The sequence below is a fragment of the Brevundimonas sp. MEB006b genome, from assembly GCF_030209705.1.
In the GTDB taxonomy this organism is placed as follows: domain Bacteria; phylum Pseudomonadota; class Alphaproteobacteria; order Caulobacterales; family Caulobacteraceae; genus Brevundimonas.
In genome coordinates this window covers 347,535-366,146 of sequence record NZ_JARVRL010000006.1, presented here as the reverse complement: position 1 = coordinate 366,146, position 18,612 = coordinate 347,535, and the positions used below count along the sequence as shown (strand labels likewise).

21 protein-coding genes and 1 tRNA gene are annotated in these 18,612 nt (G+C 65.6%); 15 read left to right on the top strand and 7 right to left on the bottom strand.

The window, feature by feature from the left end; translation table 11 throughout:
* Nucleotides 1-24: 24 nt before the first annotated feature.
* A complete protein-coding gene (locus tag QRN13_RS11530) occupies nt 25-858 on the bottom strand; it encodes a TrmH family RNA methyltransferase (RefSeq protein ID WP_284878021.1) in 834 nt (277 codons plus the stop codon).
* Nucleotides 859-902: 44 nt separating this feature from the next.
* Here QRN13_RS11530 and QRN13_RS11525 point away from each other — a divergent pair.
* The 7 genes from QRN13_RS11525 (at nt 903) to mnhG (ending at nt 7,149) form a co-directional block, all read left to right on the top strand.
* Nucleotides 903-977 (top strand) — tRNA-Asn (locus QRN13_RS11525).
* 219 nt (nt 978-1,196) lie between these two features.
* The gene (locus QRN13_RS11520) at nt 1,197-4,115 is read left to right on the top strand and encodes a monovalent cation/H+ antiporter subunit A (RefSeq protein ID WP_284878020.1); all 2,919 of its coding nucleotides are present in this window, start codon (nt 1,197-1,199) and stop codon (nt 4,113-4,115) included.
* Nucleotides 4,112-4,456, top strand: a complete 345-nt coding sequence (locus QRN13_RS11515; protein WP_210416180.1) for a Na+/H+ antiporter subunit C — start codon at nt 4,112-4,114, stop codon at nt 4,454-4,456. The genes QRN13_RS11520 and QRN13_RS11515 overlap by 4 nt, the downstream gene beginning before the upstream one ends.
* Complete coding sequence (locus QRN13_RS11510) at nt 4,453-6,048, top strand: monovalent cation/H+ antiporter subunit D (protein ID WP_284878019.1); 1,596 nt, start codon at nt 4,453-4,455, stop codon at nt 6,046-6,048. Before QRN13_RS11515 ends, QRN13_RS11510 begins: the two co-directional genes overlap by 4 nt.
* Entirely contained in the window at nt 6,045-6,533 is a 489-nt protein-coding gene (locus QRN13_RS11505) for a Na+/H+ antiporter subunit E (protein WP_091747777.1), read from the top strand. Before QRN13_RS11510 ends, QRN13_RS11505 begins: the two co-directional genes overlap by 4 nt.
* The gene (locus QRN13_RS11500) at nt 6,530-6,811 is read left to right on the top strand and encodes a K+/H+ antiporter subunit F (RefSeq protein WP_284878018.1); all 282 of its coding nucleotides are present in this window, start codon (nt 6,530-6,532) and stop codon (nt 6,809-6,811) included. Before QRN13_RS11505 ends, QRN13_RS11500 begins: the two co-directional genes overlap by 4 nt.
* Nucleotides 6,808-7,149 carry a monovalent cation/H(+) antiporter subunit G gene (gene mnhG, locus QRN13_RS11495; RefSeq protein WP_284878017.1) on the top strand — a complete coding sequence of 114 codons (342 nt, stop codon included), beginning with the start codon at nt 6,808-6,810 and terminating at the stop codon, nt 7,147-7,149. The genes QRN13_RS11500 and mnhG overlap by 4 nt, the downstream gene beginning before the upstream one ends.
* Nucleotides 7,150-7,265: 116 nt before the next feature.
* On the opposite strand, the gene QRN13_RS11490 is transcribed toward mnhG, so the two are convergent.
* Complete coding sequence (locus QRN13_RS11490) at nt 7,266-7,988, bottom strand: hypothetical protein (RefSeq protein ID WP_284878016.1); 723 nt, start codon at nt 7,986-7,988, stop codon at nt 7,266-7,268.
* A gap of 111 nt (nt 7,989-8,099) precedes the next feature.
* On the opposite strand from QRN13_RS11490, the gene QRN13_RS11485 reads away from it, so the two are divergent.
* Nucleotides 8,100-8,705, top strand: a complete 606-nt coding sequence (locus tag QRN13_RS11485) for an LOG family protein (protein WP_284878015.1) — start codon at nt 8,100-8,102, stop codon at nt 8,703-8,705.
* A 105-nt stretch (nt 8,706-8,810) separates the two neighbouring features.
* Nucleotides 8,811-9,104: a DUF8200 family protein gene (locus QRN13_RS11480; protein ID WP_284878014.1), complete on the top strand. Its 294-nt coding sequence runs from the start codon at nt 8,811-8,813 to the stop codon at nt 9,102-9,104.
* A gap of 15 nt (nt 9,105-9,119) precedes the next feature.
* On the opposite strand, the gene gltX is transcribed toward QRN13_RS11480, so the two are convergent.
* The 3 genes from gltX to QRN13_RS11465 all read right to left on the bottom strand — a co-directional run bounded on the left by gltX (nt 9,120) and on the right by QRN13_RS11465 (nt 11,570).
* Nucleotides 9,120-10,454 (bottom strand): glutamate--tRNA ligase, encoded by a 1,335-nt coding sequence (gene gltX, locus QRN13_RS11475; protein ID WP_137721280.1) that lies wholly within the window; start codon nt 10,452-10,454, stop codon nt 9,120-9,122.
* A 76-nt stretch (nt 10,455-10,530) separates the two neighbouring features.
* A complete protein-coding gene (dksA, locus tag QRN13_RS11470) occupies nt 10,531-10,965 on the bottom strand; it encodes an RNA polymerase-binding protein DksA (protein WP_017504616.1) in 435 nt (144 codons plus the stop codon).
* Nucleotides 10,966-11,144: 179 nt separating this feature from the next.
* A complete protein-coding gene (locus QRN13_RS11465) occupies nt 11,145-11,570 on the bottom strand; it encodes a flagellar assembly protein FliX (RefSeq protein WP_284878012.1) in 426 nt (141 codons plus the stop codon).
* 183 nt (nt 11,571-11,753) lie between these two features.
* Here QRN13_RS11465 and QRN13_RS11460 point away from each other — a divergent pair, with 183 nt between their 5' ends.
* The 4 genes from QRN13_RS11460 (at nt 11,754) to QRN13_RS11445 (ending at nt 15,296) form a co-directional block, all read left to right on the top strand.
* The gene (locus QRN13_RS11460) at nt 11,754-12,875 is read left to right on the top strand and encodes a flagellar basal body P-ring protein FlgI (protein WP_284878010.1); all 1,122 of its coding nucleotides are present in this window, start codon (nt 11,754-11,756) and stop codon (nt 12,873-12,875) included.
* Between the two features lie 2 nt (nt 12,876-12,877).
* The gene (locus QRN13_RS11455; RefSeq protein WP_284878008.1) at nt 12,878-13,180 is read left to right on the top strand and encodes a rod-binding protein; all 303 of its coding nucleotides are present in this window, start codon (nt 12,878-12,880) and stop codon (nt 13,178-13,180) included.
* Nucleotides 13,177-13,614, top strand: a complete 438-nt coding sequence (locus QRN13_RS11450) for a flagellar basal-body protein FlbY (protein WP_284878007.1) — start codon at nt 13,177-13,179, stop codon at nt 13,612-13,614. The genes QRN13_RS11455 and QRN13_RS11450 overlap by 4 nt, the downstream gene beginning before the upstream one ends.
* Nucleotides 13,615-13,718: 104 nt before the next feature.
* Nucleotides 13,719-15,296, top strand: coding sequence for an EAL domain-containing protein (locus tag QRN13_RS11445; RefSeq protein WP_284878006.1), 1,578 nt, complete (start codon nt 13,719-13,721; stop codon nt 15,294-15,296).
* 6 nt (nt 15,297-15,302) lie between these two features.
* Here the strand turns inward: QRN13_RS11445 and QRN13_RS11440 are convergent, their stop codons facing one another.
* Nucleotides 15,303-16,913: an ABC-F family ATP-binding cassette domain-containing protein gene (locus QRN13_RS11440; RefSeq protein WP_284878004.1), complete on the bottom strand. Its 1,611-nt coding sequence runs from the start codon at nt 16,911-16,913 to the stop codon at nt 15,303-15,305.
* A 175-nt stretch (nt 16,914-17,088) separates the two neighbouring features.
* Between QRN13_RS11440 and QRN13_RS11435 the strand changes: the two genes are divergently transcribed.
* On the top strand, nt 17,089-17,523 hold the full coding sequence (locus tag QRN13_RS11435) for a hypothetical protein (protein ID WP_284878003.1): 435 nt from the start codon (nt 17,089-17,091) through the stop codon (nt 17,521-17,523).
* Between the two features lie 25 nt (nt 17,524-17,548).
* Nucleotides 17,549-18,043, top strand: coding sequence for a group III truncated hemoglobin (locus QRN13_RS11430; protein ID WP_284878002.1), 495 nt, complete (start codon nt 17,549-17,551; stop codon nt 18,041-18,043).
* A gap of 3 nt (nt 18,044-18,046) precedes the next feature.
* Here QRN13_RS11430 and QRN13_RS11425 read toward each other — a convergent pair whose 3' ends face one another.
* Nucleotides 18,047-18,484 (bottom strand): hypothetical protein, encoded by a 438-nt coding sequence (locus QRN13_RS11425; protein WP_284878001.1) that lies wholly within the window; start codon nt 18,482-18,484, stop codon nt 18,047-18,049.
* Nucleotides 18,485-18,612: the final 128 nt, after the last annotated feature.

Sequence of the window (18,612 nt, the reverse complement as noted above, 5' to 3'; positions counted from 1 at the left end):
CCCCGAGGGGCGGCCTTCGCGTTTTCAGCTTTCAGTGAGCGCCGTCGTCGTGAGGTGATGAAGCGCAACCGCACTGGTCGCCGCGACATTCAGCGAATCGAACCCGCCCGCCATGGCGATGCCGATCGGCCGGCAACGGTCGATCAAATCCTTGGGTAGCCCCGGCCCTTCTGACCCCAGCATCAGAGCGACCGGTCCGGCGCGCCTGTAGTCCGAAAGCCGCTCGGTCGCCGAAGGCGTCAGCGCCAACACCTCGACGCCGGCCCGCTGCAGGGCCTCGATAATGTCTGTCGCGCCGGCCACGACGAACGGCGTGCGCAGCACCGCGCCGACCGAAACGCGAATCGCCTTGCGGTAAAAGGGGTCGCAGCAGGTCGGATCAAGCAGCACCGCCGTGGCGCCGAACGCGGCGGCGTTCCTGAACAAGCCGCCGACATTGTCGTGGTTGCCGATCCCGCTGGCCACAACGAACACGTCCTGCGGCCTGATATCCGCCAGCATTTTGTCCAGCGACAGCGGCTCGGGCTTTTGGCCCAAGGCCAGAATGCCCCGGTGCAGTTCGAAACCCGCGATTTGGTCCAGCACGGCTTGGCCCGCAACATAGACGGGCGTCGCGGGCGGCAGAGACGTGATGACATCGCCCAAGGCCGCAACGCGCTTTTCCGCCAGCAGCAGCGACAGGGGCCGGCAGCGCGACGCCGCCGACGCCAGTCCACGCACCACCACCTCCCCTTCCGCGATGAACAGTCCTTGACGACCCGTCAGATCGCGCTCTCGGATATCGCGATAGGCCGCAACACGCGGGTCTGCGGGATCGTCGATAAATATCGTTTCGATTGGCTCGTTTTCCCATTGCAAGATCGGAACAGCCGCTGCTATACGCCCGCCTCCCGAGCAGATGTTCCGCAGTAGCTCAGTGGTAGAGCAGCCGACTGTTAATCGGCTGGTCGTAGGTTCGAATCCTACCTGCGGAGCCACTCGGGGTAAAGACTGAGGCCAGACAAGGCGTTAGGTCAAAAACTTTCCATAATACCTGATCCTTCTCGCACGACGACCGAGCTGCTGGGCGCGGACGTGCCGCGATCTGGTGTCGCTTTGACGCACACCGCCCCTGTCCGTAGATCAAAGCGAACCTTGGCCAACCTTGAGCGTTGGCAAAGCTATTCCTCACGATCCAGGAGAGACGCCCCGCCTCGATGTCCATCAGCTTCCTTCTCGTCGTCATCCTGGTCCTGCCGTTCCTTGGCGCCATCGTCGCGTCCGGCTTGCCGCGTCACGCACGCACCTCCGCCGCCATCCTGTCGTGGGTCGTGGCCTTGGTCAGCCTGGGGTGTCTGGCCGCGCTATGGCCAATGTTCCAGGACGGTGAGACGCTGCGCTACGAAATCCCGTGGCTGCCGTCGCTGGGCGTCAATCTCGTGTTGCGACTGGACGGACTGTCGTGGCTATTCAGCGCCCTGATTTTGGGGATCGGCGCCTTGGTGGTGCTTTACGCCCGCTACTACATGTCTCCGAATGATCCGGTGCCGCGGTTCTTCTCCTTCCTGCTGGCCTTCATGGGCGCGATGCAGGGGGTGGTGCTGTCCGGCAATCTGATCCAGTTGGTGGTCTTCTGGGAGCTGACCAGCCTCTTTTCCTTCCTGCTGATCGGCTATTGGCACCAGAACCCCGCCGCGCGCGAAGGGTCGCGCATGGCGCTGACCGTGACGGCCACTGGCGGCATCGCCCTGCTGGTCGGCATGATTCTGATCGGACGGATCGTCGGCAGTTACGACCTCGATGTCGTCTTGGCGTCACGTGAGGCGATTCAGACCAGCCCGCTGTATCTCCCGGCGCTTATTCTGCTGCTGCTCGGCGCGATGACCAAGAGCGCGCAGTTTCCGTTCCACTTCTGGCTGCCGCGCGCCATGGCCGCGCCGACGCCGGTCAGCGCCTATCTGCACTCCGCCACCATGGTGAAGGCTGGGATCTTCCTGCTGATCCGCTTCTGGCCCGTCCTGGCGGGGTCCGAGAGTTGGTATCTGATCGTCGGCGGCATGGGTCTGGCGACGCTGCTGCTCGGCGCCTGGTGCGCCATCTTCCAGCATGATCTCAAAGGCCTGCTGGCCTATTCGACGATCAGCCATCTGGGCCTGATCGTGCTGCTGCTGGGATTGGGCAGTCCGCTGGCCTGTATTGCGGCCATCTTCCACACGGTGAACCACGCCACCTTCAAGGCGTCGCTCTTCATGGCCGCCGGCATCATCGATCACGAGGCGGGCACGCGGGATATGCGCAAGCTGAGCGGTCTGTTCCGCTTCATGCCTTTTACCGCGACCCTCGCCATGGTGGCTGCGGCGGCGATGGCAGGCGTGCCCCTATTGAACGGCTTCCTGTCCAAGGAAATGTTCCTGGCCGAGGCGGTGGCCAGCGCCCATACGCACGGCCTGAACATGCTGCTGCCCGCCCTGGCCACCTTGGCCAGCGCATTCAGCGTTCTGTATTCACTGCGTTTCATCCACGCGACTTTCTTCGGCCCGCCTCCGACAGAGCTGGATCGCATCCCGCACGAGCCGCCCGCCTGGATGCGGCGCCCCGTCGAGGTGCTGGTCGCCCTGTGCTTGGTCGTCGGCATCTTCCCGGCTGTAACGGTGGGGCCGTTCCTGAAGAGCGCCGCCGTTTCGGTGCTGGGCTTTGACCTGCCCTATTACAGTCTGGCCCTGTGGCACGGATTCAACCTGCCGCTGGTGCTGAGCCTTATCGCCCTCGCGGGCGGCGTGGGTCTCTATGTCGTCTTCGGCAAACGCATCAACGCCAATCCGCGCGGCGGACCGTGGGGCTGGAAGCGTCTGAACGGCGGCTGGTTGTTCGAGCGCACCATGACCGGCCTTTTCAAGGGGTCGGAGGTGATGGTTCGCTTGTTCGGGGCGACACGACAACAGCCACAGCTGCGGGCCATCGTCTTGGTCGCCCTGCTGGTAGGCGGGCTGGCGGCGATCGGCGCCGGATTGGTGATCCGCCCGATCATGCCGACATTGACACTGTCCAACTGGGCCTTCGCCGGTCTGTGGCTGCTCGGCGCCAGCTGTGCAGTCGCGGCGGCATGGCAGGCCAAATATCACCGACTGGCCGCCGTGGTTCTGATGGGCGGCGCAGGTCTGGCCAGCTGCCTGTCCTTCGTCTGGCTGTCGGCGCCGGATCTGGCCGTGACCCAATTGCTGGTCGAGGTCGTGACCACAGTCCTGCTGCTGTTGGGTCTGCGTTGGCTGCCGAAGCGGCTCGAGACCATTCGCCTGCCACAGGCCATGGAGAAGCGGTCTCGCCGCCGTCGCCGCATCGACCTGATCATCGCCGCCGCCGTCGGCGCGTCCCTGGCGGCCATATCCTACGCCGTCATGACGCGTCCATCGATCGAGGGGATTTCGCGCTTCTTCGTCGAGCACGCCTACAAGGACGCGGGCGGGCGCAACATCGTCAACGTCATCCTGGTCGACTTCCGCGCCTTCGACACCTTCGGCGAGATTACGGTTCTGGGCATTGTCGGCCTGACGATCTTCGCCCTGCTGCGCCGCTTCCGTCCCGCCGACGACACCCTGTCCAATCCCAGCCAGCAGAGCGTGCAGGATGCCTCAGACCGCGATCATGAGACGCGATCGGAGGGCGACACGCTGAAGGAGACCATGCTGATCCCCCGCGTGGTGATGCGCTGGATATTCCCCTTCATCATCCTGCTCGCCGTTCACCTGTTCCTGCGCGGGCATGATCTGCCGGGCGGCGGTTTCGCGGCGGGCGTGGCCCTGTCGATCGCCTTCATCCTGCAATATATGGCCTCGGGCGCTCGGTGGGTCGAAGAGCGGCTGGCCATTCGGCCCATCTTCTGGATCGGCGCCGGCCTAGTCATCGCCGCCCTCAGCGGGATCGGCTCGTGGCTCTTCGGCTATCCCTTCCTGACCTCCTGGTTCCAGTATGCCGATCTGCCGATCCTAGGCCGCGTGCCCTTGGCCAGCGCCGTGCTGTTCGACCTGGGCGTGGTCGTTCTGGTCGTGGGCGCCACGGTCCTGACCCTCGTCGCCTTGGCGCACCAGTCGCTGCGCAAGCCCAAGCAAAGAGACGCCGAAGAAGGAGAGCTGTCATGATGGAGCTGGTTCTCGCCCTCGCCATCGGCGTGCTGTCGGCCTCGGGTGTCTGGCTGCTGCTGCGCCCGCGCACCTTTCAGGTGATCATGGGGCTGTCGCTGCTGTCCTATGCGGTCAACATCTTCATCTTCGCCATGGGACGGCTGAGGTCGGGCGCGCCGCCGGTGCTGGCGGGCGAGGTCTCCGACCCGGCGCGCTACACCGACCCGACGCCGCAGGCGCTGGTCCTGACCGCGATCGTCATCAGCTTCGCCCTGACCGCGCTGTTCCTGGTTGTCATTCTGGCCGCGCGCGGCATCACCGGCAGCGACCATGTCGATGGCAAGGAGCCGGACGCATGATCGACTGGAACGCCCATCTGATCATCGGCCCCATCGTCCTGCCGATGATCATCGCCTCCGCCATGCTGCTGCTTGACGAACGTCGCCGAACGCTGAAGGCGGCGCTCAGCTTGAGCGCTATGGCCGCCATTCTGATCATGGCCCTGGTTCTTCTGCACGAAAGCGCAAACGGCGCCGTGGGCGGCGGCGATACTGCGCGGGTCTATCGCCTGGGATCGTGGGCTGCGCCCTACGGCATCGTCCTGGTGGCCGACCGGCTGTCGACGATGATGGTCGCGCTGACCAGCGTTTTGGGCGGATGCGCCCTGATCTTCGCCCTGGCGCGATGGGACCGGGCGGGGCCGCGCTTCCACGCCCTGTTCCTGCTTCTCATCATGGGGGTGAACGGCGCCCTGCTGACCGGCGACCTGTTCAACCTGTTCGTCTTTTTCGAGATCATGCTCGCCGCCTCGTACGGACTGGCCCTGCATGGGTCGGGCGAAGCGCGTGTGCGGGCAGGCGTGATCTATATCGCCGTCAATCTGACCGCGTCCTTGCTGTTCCTAATCGGCGTCAGCCTGATCTACGGGGTGTCCGGCACGCTGAACATGGCGGATGTTTCAACGCGGGTTGCGACCATCTCAGCGGATGACCTGGGACTGTTTCATATCGGAGCGGCGGTGCTGGGTACGGCCTTTCTGATCAAGTGCGCCATGTGGCCCTTGGGCTTCTGGCTGACCCCGACCTATTCGGCAGCCAGCGCGCCGGCGGCGGCGGTCTTCGCCATCCTGTCCAAGGTCGGGGTCTACGTGGTCATCCGCCTCAGTCTGCTGCTGTTCGGCGCCGACGCGGGCGCCTCCGCCGGATTTGGCCTGACCTGGCTGTTCGTCGGCGGACTGGCGACCATAGCGTTCGGCACCTTCGGCCTGATCGCCTCTCGCGATCTGTCGCGCGCCGCCGGGTTCGGCGTGATGATTTCTTCCGGCACCGTTCTGGCGAGCCTGGGCGTCGGCGATGCGGCGACCCTCAGCGGCGCGCTCTTTTATCTGATCGGCTCCACCCTGGCTTGCGCAGCCCTGTTTCTGCTGGCCGAAATCCTCCAGCGTGGACGTGAGGCCGACGTCGGCGAAGCGCGCGCTGTTTTCGATGACGAATATCGTGATCCGTTTGACGACGAAGAGCGCAACGAGCCGGGCCTGGTCATCCCGGCGGCCGTCGCGGCCTTGGGCGGGGCCTTTCTTATCTGCACTCTGATGGTCGCCGGCCTGCCGCCTTTGGCCGGCTTCGTCGGAAAACTGTCGATGATCAGCGCCCTGGTCGGCGTTGGCGATGCGGCGGCCTGGACGCTGGCAGCCGTGCTTTCCGTGTCCAGCCTCGGCGCCTTGATCGGCCTGACGCGTCTCGGCGTCGGCGCGATCTGGACGCGCGACGAGGATGCGCCGGCATTTGTGGTGGGTGCGGCCGAGCTGACGGCGGTCGCAGTCCTGCTCGGCGCCTGCGTGTTCCTGGCCATCTTCGCTGGCTCCGCGTTGATCTACACTGACCACACGGCGGCCTGGCTGGCTGACCCGCAAGGCTACATTCACGCGGTGCTGGGCGGGGGCGGTCGATGAGACGCATCCTCCCCTACCCCATCCTTTCACTAGGCCTGTTCGTCGCCTCAATCCTGCTCAGCGCCTCGGTCGCGCCACCGTCTCTGGCTCTCGCGGTGCTGCTGGCCCTGCTGGCGCCGATCATCATGCTGGCGCTGGGCGTTGATCGCGTGCGGGTGAAGTCGCCGATGGCCATAGTGCGCCTCGCCATCGACGTCGTCGGCGACATCGTGCGCTCCAACTGGGCGGTGTCGCACATCATTCTGGGGCGGCGACGGCATGAGCGCACATCCGGCTTCATCCATATCCCGCTGGACCTGCGCGACCGGTATGGTCTGGCGGTCCTGGCCATCATCATCACCTCGACGCCCGGCACCTTGTGGGTCGAGTACGAGTCCGCCACCGGCCGTCTGCTGCTGCACGTGCTGGATCTGGTGGATGAAGAGACCTGGGTGCGGCTGATCAAGGATCGCTACGAGCGCCGGCTGATGGAGATTTTCGAATGACGGCGGCGGTGCTGACCTGGGGCCTGGGTCTGGCCCAGCTGATGCTGATCTGCGCCATGGGCCTGGCGGCATGGCGGATCATTCACGGTCCGCGCGCCCAGGATCGCGTTCTGGGCATGGACACCCTCTATTTGAACGGCATGCTGCTGCTGGTGGTGTTCGGCATCCGCACCAACAGCCAGCTCTATTTCGAGGCCGCGCTGGTGATCGGCATGTTGGGCTTCGCAGCCACCGTGGCCCTGGCCAAGTTCCTGATGCGTGGCGAGGTGATTGAATGACCCAAGCTGACGTTCCCGCATGGGCCGCGATCATCGTCGTCGCCCTGGCCGTCATCGGCTCAGCCCTTTCGCTACTGGGCGCGGTTGGGCTGGTTCGGCTGAAGACCTTCTATGAGCGCGTCCACGCCCCGACGCTCGGGGCCACGCTGGGCATGGCCCTGGTCCTGCTGGCGTCGATCGTCTGGTTCACGACCGTCGAGCGGCGTTTCATGCCGCGCGAAATCCTGATCGGTCTGTTCCTGACGGTGACGACGCCGGTCACCCTGATCCTGCTCGCCCGCGCCGCCCTGTTCCGCGATCGTACCGAGGGGGTCGGAGACACGCCGAGGAAGGGCTGATCGTCCGGGAAAAAAGAAGCCCGACGGGGGCGCCGGGCTGCAAGCAGGTTCGGTGATGGTGTCCCTGGGGACAACCCATTCATTAACCGAAATGGTTTCCAGATCGTTAAGCGCCTTCAGTCCGGCAGCCAGGTCGTCTGACGCCCAGATGGCTCGACAGGCCAAGTGATCCGCCAACCCGCCCCCGCCCGCTCGACGACGAAGCCCGCAGTCGCCCCCGCGCCCGGATAGTCGAAGCTCTTTCCGTTCACCGTGATCGTCGCCGGACCCGACTGTCCGATGACGGCTCGCCAGCGGCCGCGTCCGATCGCCGTCGGCGCCATATCTGCGCCGTTGATATTGACCGAGGGAGCCGCCCCATTCGTACGGCCTGACGCCATCAGCGTCGCACCGTCCGAATCCACCGCATCCAACCCCTCGCCGCCATCGAGCCGGACAGTCGGCTGGCCTGCTGCAATCAGGGCGACGGGACCGGCCCCGCCCTGGATCACCACCAGGGTCTCGGGCGAGACGGCGGCGTCCTCGCCCACCTGCACCTCAGGCGTGAAGCGCACATCGCCGCTCAAAGGCGGCAGTCGCAGTTCGAACCGCCCCGCGCCGTCCGCCGTCGTCGCCACGGCCGCAGTATCCGGCGCACGCAGCACGACGCGCGCATTGGGCCCCGCCCCGCCGCGCAGCACCAGGACGCCGCCGTCGCGCGTCACACCATCGATCTGAGGCGGGCGGACCCAAGGCGAGGCCTCGTCGGCCCCCGTCGGCCCCGCCACGCCGCCCTGCTGATCGGAACAGGCTGCGGCAGCCAGGACCGCGACACACGCGACCATCATCTGACGTTTCATCCTGCGCCTCTACGATATAGGACTGGCGACCCAGCGGCTCGAGCCTGTGTTAGCTTGAGCGCCGTCGGTTTGGCCATGGCCAGGCCGTCTATTCGTTTTCTTCGAGGCTCCATGTCCCTGCCCCCCGTTTCGTTCCTGCCGTTCGACGGCTCTTCCGTCTGCCTGTTCTGCGGCGCCTCCGAGACCGCCGACCCTTCCTATACCGAGGCGGCCTACGCGTTCGGCAAGGCGGCGGCCGAGGCCGGCTGGCGGCTGGTCTATGGCGGCGGCGGCGTTGGCCTGATGGGGGCCTCCGCGCGTGGCGCGCACGAGGCGGGCGGCCGGGTCGTCGGCATCATGCCGGCCTTCCTGCGCAGCCGCGAACGCCTGTTCGACGAGGTCGAAACCGTCGTCGTCACTTCGATGCACGAGCGTAAGCAGCTGATGTACGACCAGTCCGACGCCTTCGTGGTCGCCCCCGGCGGCATCGGCACTCTGGAAGAGGTTGTGGAGCTGCTGTCCTGGAAGCGGCTGGACCTGCACCACAAGCCGGTCGTCTTCCTGAACCTGAACGGCTTCTGGAACGGCTTCTTCGAGCTGATGAAGCACAGCGTCGCAGAAGGAATGACGCCGCCGTCATTCCTGGACGCCTGGACCGTCGCCGAAACCGTCGAAGAGGCGATGGCGCAGGTTCAGGCCGGCGGCGATGCGCCGCAATTGAAACATGATCATCGATAAGTGATCATCGCTCATAATCCGCTGCGCGCGTCTTGACAGTTTTTATGGAAAACTGACATGGGAGCGGAGCGGCATGACGCCGTTCTTCATTTCGGAGAGTTTTCGATGCGCGCTTTGCTGATCGCCGCCGCCCTGTTCGCCGCCGCCCCTGCGGTCGCCCAAGCCCCCACAGCCACCAGCCTGACGCTGGCCGACGCCGCCAAGGCGCCCGCACGCGCCACCATCATCGACGGCGCTCGTTGGTCCTGCGAAGGCGCGACCTGCACCGCTGCAGGCGGCACGGAACAGCCCGCGACGCGCGCCTGCCGTCGCGTGGTTCAGAAGTTCGGTCCCGTGACCGCCTTCTCGTACAAGGGCGTCGCCCTGAGCGCCGACGAACTGGCTGTCTGCAACGCCTAGAATGCGTGAGGCGGCTTAGGCCGCCTCGCCTCTCAGACGCCGCTGGATGGTTTCGCGACCGATCAGCGGCGCCATGGCCGCCATGTCCGGCCCGTGCTGCTGCCCCGTCAGCGCCAGACGCAGCGGCATGAACAGCGCCTTGCCCTTGGCGCCCGTCTCGGCCTTGACGGCCGAGGTCCACGCCGACCAGGCGTTCTCGTCGATCACTTCCGGCAGCAGACGCAGCGCTGTTTCAATGAAGGTCGCATCTTCGATCACCGGTTGTATCGGACCACGGACGATCTGCGCCATGTCCGCGACGTCGGCGAACTTCGTCAGATTGCCCCGAACCGTATTCCAGAAGGCTTCGCCCAGATCGGCGCCGAGAGCCTGAAGACGCGGCTGCGCTGTCGCATAATCCATGACGTGCAGCGCCTGGGCGTTCAGCCGGTCCAGATCCGCCGTATCGTAACGCGCCGGCGAACGGCCCATCTTGGAGAAGGCGAAGCTCTGACCCAGAGCCTCGACCGAGGCGCCGACTTCCAAGGGATCAGAAGTCCCGATCCGGCCGAGGTGGCTGGTGATGGCGATCGGCTCATAGCCTTGGTCGCGCATGTCGCTGATCGACAGCGATCCCAGACGCTTGGACAAGGCAGCGCCGTCGGCGCCGACCAGCAACGGCATGTGGGCGAAGCCCGGAACCGTCGCGCCCAGCGCTTCGAAGATTTCGATCTGCGCGCCAGTGTTGGTGACGTGATCCTCGCCCCGGATGATGTGCGTGATGGCCATGTCGATGTCGTCAACGACCGACGGCAGGGTGTAGAGGAACAGGCCGTCCTCGCGGATCAGAACCGGGTCCGACATCGAGGCGGTGTCCACCTCCGCATGACCGCGCGCCAGGTCTTCCCAGGCGACGCGCTTGCCATCCAGCTTGAAGCGCCAATGGGGGCGGCGTCCTTCAGCTTCGTAAGCGGCCTTCTGCTCTTCGGTCAGTTCCAGCGCCGCGCGGTCGTAGATCGGCGGCAGGCCGCGCGACAGTTGCACCTTGCGCCGACGGTCTAGTTCGTCGGCGGTCTCATAGGCGGGATAAAGCCGCCCCGACGCCTTCAGCCTGGCGGCCGCTTCTTCGTAGCGATCGAACCGCTTGGACTGGTTGTAACGCTCGTCCCACGGCATCCCCAGCCAGGTCAGGTCGTCTTCGATCCCCTGTTCGAACTCGGGCGTGGAGCGCGCCAGGTCGGTGTCGTCGATGCGCAGGACGAACGATCCGCCCTGCCCCTTGGCGAACATCCAGTTCACCAAGGCAGTGCGAACATTGCCGACGTGCAGCTTACCCGTGGGCGACGGGGCGAAACGAACCTTGACGGACATGGATAGACGACCTCGAAAGCGAGGCGGCTAGGTCGCCCCGCAACCCGGCGAAGTCAAGGCGCGGAAGGCTTAAACCTCAGTCGTCGCGGTGAACGCGTTCGCGGCGTTCGTGGCGTTCCTGGGCTTCGACCGACAGGGTCGCCGTCGGACGGGCTTCCAGACGACCCAGGCTGATGGGTTCGCCCGTGTCCTCGCAGTAGCCGTAGGAGCCGTCCTCGATCCGGCGCAGCGCGTCGTCGATCTTGGAGATCAACTTGCGTTGGCGGTCGCGGGTGCGCAACTCCAGCGCGCGATCGGATTCCGAAGACGCCCGGTCCACCAGATCGGGGTGGTTTTCGGTTTCGGCCTTCAGATTGACGACCGTGCCCTTGGACTCGCGAAGGATCTCATCCTTCCAGGCCAGCAGCTTCTTCTTGAAATAGGCTTGCTGCCGTTCGTTCATGAACGGCTCGCTGTCAGACGGCCGATACGGGCCGGTTTCGTCGGACACAACGGACGCCAAGGCGCTCATCGATCTCACGCTCTCTAACACGCCCCCCTGTGGCGTAGATGGCCGTATAATCAGCCCGTCGAGTCGCGGCAACGCGGTTCTCGATTCCGTGATGAAAATAGGGCGACTAACCGCCTGACAGTGGCAAAAGTCACTCACTGTCAAAGCTTAGCCGCCTGATGTCAGACGATTATTTCGTATCAGGGGCGGTTGCGGCGCATTTCCGCCTTCGCCAGTTCGACCGATGCGCGCAGGTCGATCTGATCCAGCAGGGCGCCCAGGTCCTTGTCGTCGTCATCGGCGCGCTCCTCGCGCAGGCTTCGCGCCAGTCGATCCAGAGCCCCCTCGTCGGCGTCGCCGTTCAGCAGGGCCAGCTTGATTTCATCAAGGCGATCCAGAAGACCGCTGCCGCGCCGGATCGCGCGACGTCGCTTTTCCAGCGGTCCCTCGACACCTTGTAGAGCCATCAGGGCCGAGACGTCAGAGACCCCGCCTGTCGCGGCGCTGGCAGTCGTTGCGGCGGGCGCGGACGCAGGCGCAGTCTGGCCCAGCGAAAAACCGCTGGCGGATCGCGTTGGACGTGTGCTGGCAGGCGTGCTGACGCCGTTGGGGCCGACAACCTTCATGTGCAGGTGCTCCGCGTCATAAAACCATGGATGACGGGCGGCGATGACTGTTTGGTTAACGCCTCGGCAAATCCTGCCGCTTCTTTGCCCGCCAAAGACCGACTGACATTGAATTCACGTCGTTAATTCCGCGGCACGATCTTCGCACAGACGGCATCGTAACGTTGCGTGGACGCCTGACCGATGCAAAATCTGCTTGCCCGCCTGATCGCCTCCGTCGCCGCGACGCTCGTCGTCGTCGGCGGCGCGACCTCGGCGCTGGCCCAGTCGCAGTCACGCATCAAGGACATCGCCGCCGTCGAGGGCGTGCGCGGAAACCAGTTGGTCGGCTACGGCATGGTCATGGGTCTGAACGGCACGGGCGACAGCCTGCGCAACTGCCCTTTCACCCGCCAATCGCTGGAAGGCATGACCGAGCGACTGGGCGTCAACATTCGTGGGGCCAACGCCAACACCAAGAATATGGCCGCCGTCATGGTCACGGCCGACCTGCCCGCCTTCGCCACGCCCGGCTCGCGCATCGACGTGTCGGTGGCCTCCATGTGCGACGCCAAGAGCCTGCTGGGCGGTTCGCTGGTCGTCACCAGCCTGCAAGGCGCGGACGGTCAGGTCTATGCGGTGGCGCAAGGCTCGGTCCAGACCGGCGCCGTCTCGGCGTCGGGCGGGTCGGGGTCGTCGGTGACACGCGGCGTGCCGACCGCGGGCCGCATCGCCTCGGGCGCCCTGGTCGAGCGCGAGACCGGCTTCCAGATGGCCAATATGAACGAGGTGCGCCTGAACCTGCGCAACCCCGACTTCACCACCGCCCAGCGCGTCGCCGCCGTCGTCAACGCCGCCTATCCGGGGTCGGCCCTGGCCGAGAACGGTACGGTCGTGTCTCTGCGCGCGCCTGGTGAACTGGGCATGGCGGGCTTCATCAGCCGGATCGAAAACCTGGCCGTCAGCGTCGATACGCCCGCTAAGGTCATCATCGACGAGGTCAACGGCGTCATCGTCATGGGCGACGCCGTGCGCATCTCTCGCGTGGCCATCGCCCAGGGCAACCTAACCATATCGGTGGACGAGCAGCCGCAGGTCAGTCAGCCGGCGCCGTTCAGCCGGGGCCAGACCGCCGTCGTGCCCTCGACTCAGGTGAACGTCGAAGAGGATCTGGGCACCCAGATGCGGCTGGTCGGCGGCGGGGCCAACCTGTCCACCCTGGTCAACGGTCTGAACGCCCTGGGCGTCAGCCCGCGTGACATGATCAGCATCCTGCAGGCCATCAAGGCCGCCGGCGCCCTGCAGGCCGACATCGAGGTGATGTGAGCATGACCGACCTGACCGTCTCCGCCGACCTGCTGCGCCCCACCGCGGCCGCGCCCACGGCGGCTAACCGAGACAAGATCGCGGAAACCGCCAAGGCCTTCGAGGCCACCTTCATCTCGCAAATGCTGAAGCCGATGTTCGAAGGCCTGTCGACCGACGGCCTGTTCGGCGGCGGCCAGGGCGAGGCGACATGGCGCAGCTTCATGCTGGACGAAATGGCCAAGTCTACGGTGAAGGCCGGCGGCATCGGCCTGAGCAACACCGTCATGGCCGAAATGCTGAAGATGCAGGAGGGCCGGCAATGAGCGACACCGAACTGGCCCAGGCGCGCGTTCGTCAGTTGACGACCTTGACCTTGCGTCTCACCGAGCGACTGAAGGCCGAAACAGCCGCTTTCGCCGATGGCCGTCCTCAGGATGTGGCGGCCGGTCTGTCGGAAACCCAGGAGATGGCCAATCTCTACCGTCGCGATTCCGCCCATGTGAAGGCCAATCCGGCGCTGCTGAGTGGCGCTCCACTCGTAGACCGCAGGACACTGGTCGACGCCACGCGTGAGTTCGACGCCGTCCTGACTCGTCACAGCCGCGCCGTCGACGCCGCGCGTCAAATTTCCGAGGGCCTGGTCCGCGCCATCGCGGCGGAGGTCACCGCTGCTCGCACACCCGCCTGCGCCTATGCCGCCGACGGCCGCGCCTCGCTGGGCGACGGACGCGCTGTCGCCCTGAACCGAATGGCCTGAACCGCATGGCCTGAACGGAACGCCCCTTCGCCGTTCGCAAATCACGGTTCGCGTCCTAAGGGTCATTGCCTATTTTTTAAGCGACTGTGTGCCAGCATGGCCTCATGACGCTGACCACTCGCCTCCTAGGCCTGGCATTCGCTTCCGCCGACACCTTGGTGGAGGTGGATCCGAAGGGCGTGGTCGCCTTTGCGATCGGCGCGGGCGCCGTGGCCGGCGAGGACGCAGGCGCGACCTGGACGGGCCGTCCCCTGCTCGATCTGCTGCACGATGGCGCCTCCACCCTGACCGCCCTGCAAGGCATGAAGGTCGGCGTGCGTATTCCCACGACATCGATCTTGGTGGCGGCCGGACCTGACCGCGTGCGTCGTGCATCGTTCCGCGCCTTCGTCCTGCCGCAGATGGCGCCGGCCGTCTCCTGCGCCATATCCTACGAAGGCCCGGCCTTTGCGCTGGAGGATCTGGAAACACGCCCGCTTCTGGAACCGGAGGATTTCTTGGCCGACGCAGGGCGCGTGCTGGAGTCCAACCCCGACCTGGCCCTATCCTTCCTCGACATTACCGGGTTGGAGAATGTCACCGGCGAAGCCGCCGACCGTCTGAACCGCCGCATCGAGGCCACGCTTCAGTCCGCCGCCGTCGAGGGATCGAGCGCGTCGCAGGTCACCGGCGTCCGTTATGCCCTTCTCCGCCCCGCCAACGACCGTCGCGACATCGCCGCCGAAATCGTGGAGGCCGGTCGCGCCGAAGGCCTGTCGCTGGGCGCCGAGGCGTTCAGCTCGCCCGTGCCGCCCGGATCGGATTCCCTGTGCGTCCTGCGCGCCATGCGGTTCGCCATTGAAGGCTGCCTGAAGGGCGACGGCCTCGCCAATCCACAGATCGCCTTCGCGGACTCGCTAAAGCGCACCTTCCGCGACGCTGAAACGTTCCGCAGCCTGGTCAAGTCGCGCGAGTTCCAGGTCCATTATCAGCCCATCGTCCATCTGGACTCCCGCGCGGTCCACCACTTCGAGGCCCTGACCCGCTTCAACGGCAACAATGGACCCGCCGAGGCCATTCGCATGGCCGAGGAGTTGGACATGATCGAGTCGTTCGACCTCGCCGTGGCGGAGAAGGTGCTGAAGCGGATGCGCCAGCCCGGCGCTGGCCTTCTGAAGATGGCGATCAATGTTTCGGGCGCCTCGCTGGGCGACGACACCTATGTCGAGCAGTTGCTGCGCATGACCGCCGGCGCGCCCGAGGAACGCCGCCGCCTGATGGTCGAGGTGACGGAAACTTCCGCCGTCGCGGACATTGAGGCCGCCGACCGTCGCCTGGCCGCACTGCGCGAGGCCGGCATAAAGGTCTGCATCGACGATTTCGGCGCAGGGGCCGCCGCTTTCGACTATCTGCGCAAACTGTCTGTGGACTCGGTCAAGATCGACGGGGCCATCGTTCGCGATATCCAGACCGACCAACGCTCCAAGGCCATGCTGCACAGCATCGTCGAAATGTGCCGCTCGATGAGGCTGGAAACCATCGCCGAGATGATCGAGACCGACGGCGTCGCCGCCGAGCTCAAGGCGGCGGGTGTTGAATACGGCCAAGGCTGGCTGTTCGGTCGCGCCGAAGCCGAGCCGCGAACCCAACTGTCCAGCCCGTCGATGGTCCGTCGCAAGGGCGCCGTCGAGGCCTGGGGCTGACCGACTTCAGAGTTTGATCGTGCGCGTGATCTTCAGCGCCTCAAGGAAATCCACGTCGTGGCTCACCACGATCAACGCGCCGTCATAGGCGTTCAGCGCCTCTTCGACCGCCGCCATGGCGTCCAAGTCGAGATGGTTCGTCGGCTCGTCCAACACCAGCAACTGCGGCGGCGTCGCGCCTGTCATGACGCAGGCCAGACCCGCCCTCAGCCGCTCCCCGCCAGACAGCTCGCCGACCCGGCGCTGCGCCGCCGTATTGCGAAACAGGAACCGCGCCAGCGCCGCCTGGGCGTCATTGACCGACCCTTGCGGGTTCAATCGCCGCCACGCTTCCACCAAGGTTTCGGCCGGATGCAGGATCTTGACCTCCTGGTCCAGCAACACCGCACGCACAGGCTGATCGACGGCGCCCGTCGTCGGTGAAAGATCGCCGGTGATCAGCCGCAGCAGGGTCGTCTTGCCCGCGCCGTTCGGTCCCGTGATCGCGACCCGTTCCGGCCCGATCAGCTTCAGGTCGATCGGCCAGACGATCGTCCGCCCCTCGGGTGTCGCCCAGCCGGCCTGGTCCATCGTCAGCACCGTCCGTCCCGTCGGCAGGCCGGTCGTCGGCATCGGGATCGCCAGCGTCCGCGTTCGCTCTACGCGCGCCTGGGCTGAGGCCAAGGCGTCCTGCGCGGCCTCGGCCTGTCGTTCGGCCAGCAACCGGCTGCGTCCGCCCGTGTTTTCGGCGCGCTCGGCCCGGGCGCCCAGCAGGATTTTCGGCATGTCGCCCTTGGCGGCCTTGCGGCGGCCGGCGGCGTCGCGGCGCGACTGAGCCTCCGCGCGCTGCTGAGCCTCGGCGCCAGCACGCGCGAGGTCGCGCTCGGCTTCGGCCAGATCCCGCGTCGCCGCCTCGCGTTCCAGCGCTTTTCGCTCGACATAGGCGTCATAGCCGCCGCCGTAGCTGGCGACGCCCAAGCTCGACACCTCAAGGATTCGTTCCATGCGGCGCAACAGGTTGCGATCATGGCTGACCACCACGACCCCGCCGTCCCAACGCGCGATGACATCGGCGACCAGCGCCCGCGCCTGCGCGTCCAGATGATTGGTCGGCTCGTCCAGCAGGATTAGATCGGGCTGGGCCAGCCTCAAACCCGCCAGCCGCAACCGCGTCTGCTCGCCCCCGCTGAGACTGGACGTCAGGCGTTCACAATCCAGTTCCGGCAACCCGACGTCTCTTAAGGCCTCGTCCAGACGCGTCTCCAGCGTCCAGTCCGCCTCGGCCAGATCGTCAGCCGTTCCCTGCCCCGCCAAAACCCGCGCCACAACAGCCAGCGCCGCTCCAACGCCCAGGGTTTGAGCGACGGTCTCACCGGGGTTTGGCTCATAGCGCTGATCCAGTACGCCGATCGTTCCGGCTCGCGCGACTGCACCCTCGGCAGGCGCGGCTTCGCCCGAGATCAGGCGCAGAAGCGTGCTCTTGCCCGCGCCATTGCGACCGACGATGCCGGTTCGCTCAGGCCCGAACGTCAGGCTCAGATTGTCGAAAAGGGTGGCGCCGTCCGGCGTCCTAGCGGCGACCTTGTCGAGTGTCGCGAGTGCGGACGGGGACGCGTTTCGGCTTGGGCTGATTGGCATTGAGGATCACGAGCAGCATGGCGGACAGGGCGGAACCGGTGGCCAATGCGATGATCATGATCGTCAAACCTTCTGCAAAACGCGTCAGAACAGGGAGGATGGGTCGTAATCCCGCAATGCGCAAGTCTGGCGTCGAACACGGCCGCGTGAGAAGCTTGGCGTTGAGGAGACAATCATGAAGACCGTCATCACCCTCGCCATCGTCTCCACACTGGCTTGCGCCGCATGCGCGACTGCGCCGGACCGGCCGCCGTCAGCCCCGGATTACAGCGCCGTTCCGACCCAGGCGCCGACGCCCAACGCGCGGCTCTATGCCGCCTGCCTGGAGCAGGCCGCCGCAGCCGACGCCTATCGTCGCGCGGACAACGGGGACGGCGCAGAATATATCTTATTTACCTGCACGGGTGCGCCGGCCGCCGCCTTCGCCACAGCCTTGATCCCCTGGAGCGAGAAGATCGGATCGACATTCCAGCGTGACGGTCGCTCGTTCCGCTCGACCGCAAAGGTCGAGGCCGACCTGTTCGGCGTCGATTCCTGCTCGACCGATGCGACGGGTGGGGACGCCATCTGCATCCTGTCGTTCAACGCCGGCGACTTCCTCGACCAATAGGATGGCGGCGGCTAGACCAGCCGTCATGCAAACCCGTCTCCGCATCGAAGACCCCGCCGGCGCCGCCGCGAGGCGCGAGGCCGCCGTCCAGCGCCTGCGGGACGAAACGGGCATAGACGAAGCCATGATCGACGCCTTGGTCGAAGACTTCTACGCCCGCGTCCGCGACGATGCGCTGATCGGCCCGATCTTCGCGGACCGGATCACCGACTGGGCGCCACACTTGGCGCAGATGAAGCTGTTCTGGTCGTCGGTCGCCCTGTGCACCGGCGTCTATCAGGGCCGGCCGATGCCGAAACACCTGCCCCTTCCCATCGATGCGCGGCATTTCGATCGCTGGCTGGAGTTGTTCGCCGAAACTGCGCGCGCCCTGTGCCCGCCCATCGCCGCCGACCACTTCATTGAACGCGCCCGCCGCATCGCCGAAAGCCTTGAACTGGGTGTCGCCAACGCCAGTGGCGTGCTTCTGGCCAAGGGCGGGCGTTTTATGCGGCCCACGCAGGCGTGGATGCCGGAATAAAATTTAGGCGGCAGGCGCTTTAGCTGGGGCTCCAGTCATCGTCACGTTCACATTGAATCCCGCGACTTTCCATGCGTCACCCTCTTTGACGAAGTTTGTCTGAACGTGAGCCACTCGGTCGGGATAGGTATAATCTTGACCCACGACATAAAAGCGGCCGCTCGTGCTTGTCATGCTTTGGTAGCCGGTCACCGTCGGTTCGGGAGCCGTGTCGTGACCGATCATGTTGCGGAGCATGGGGATTTGCGCCCTCACGTCTGCAGTTTTATTTGCGGACGACAAGCGCGCCAAAATGGCGGCTTCTCGGCCCGCTACAAGGTCTGCAAAGGTCGCCTTGGCTTCAGCATTCAAGGCAGGATCGGATTTAGGAAGCGTCGCATTGAAGTTGCAACTGGCTAAGGCTACCGCCGCCAAAAGGCCCGCAAACTGTTTCAAATCCAACCCCCACTTTGGTGACGCTAGTCTAGCTTCGATCAGCGGGCGCACAACCCAAAGACACAGACAAAAATGTTCCCATAACGTTCTTGCTGATCGCCTATTTTCGTCCCCATATAGCGATAACGCGCCGG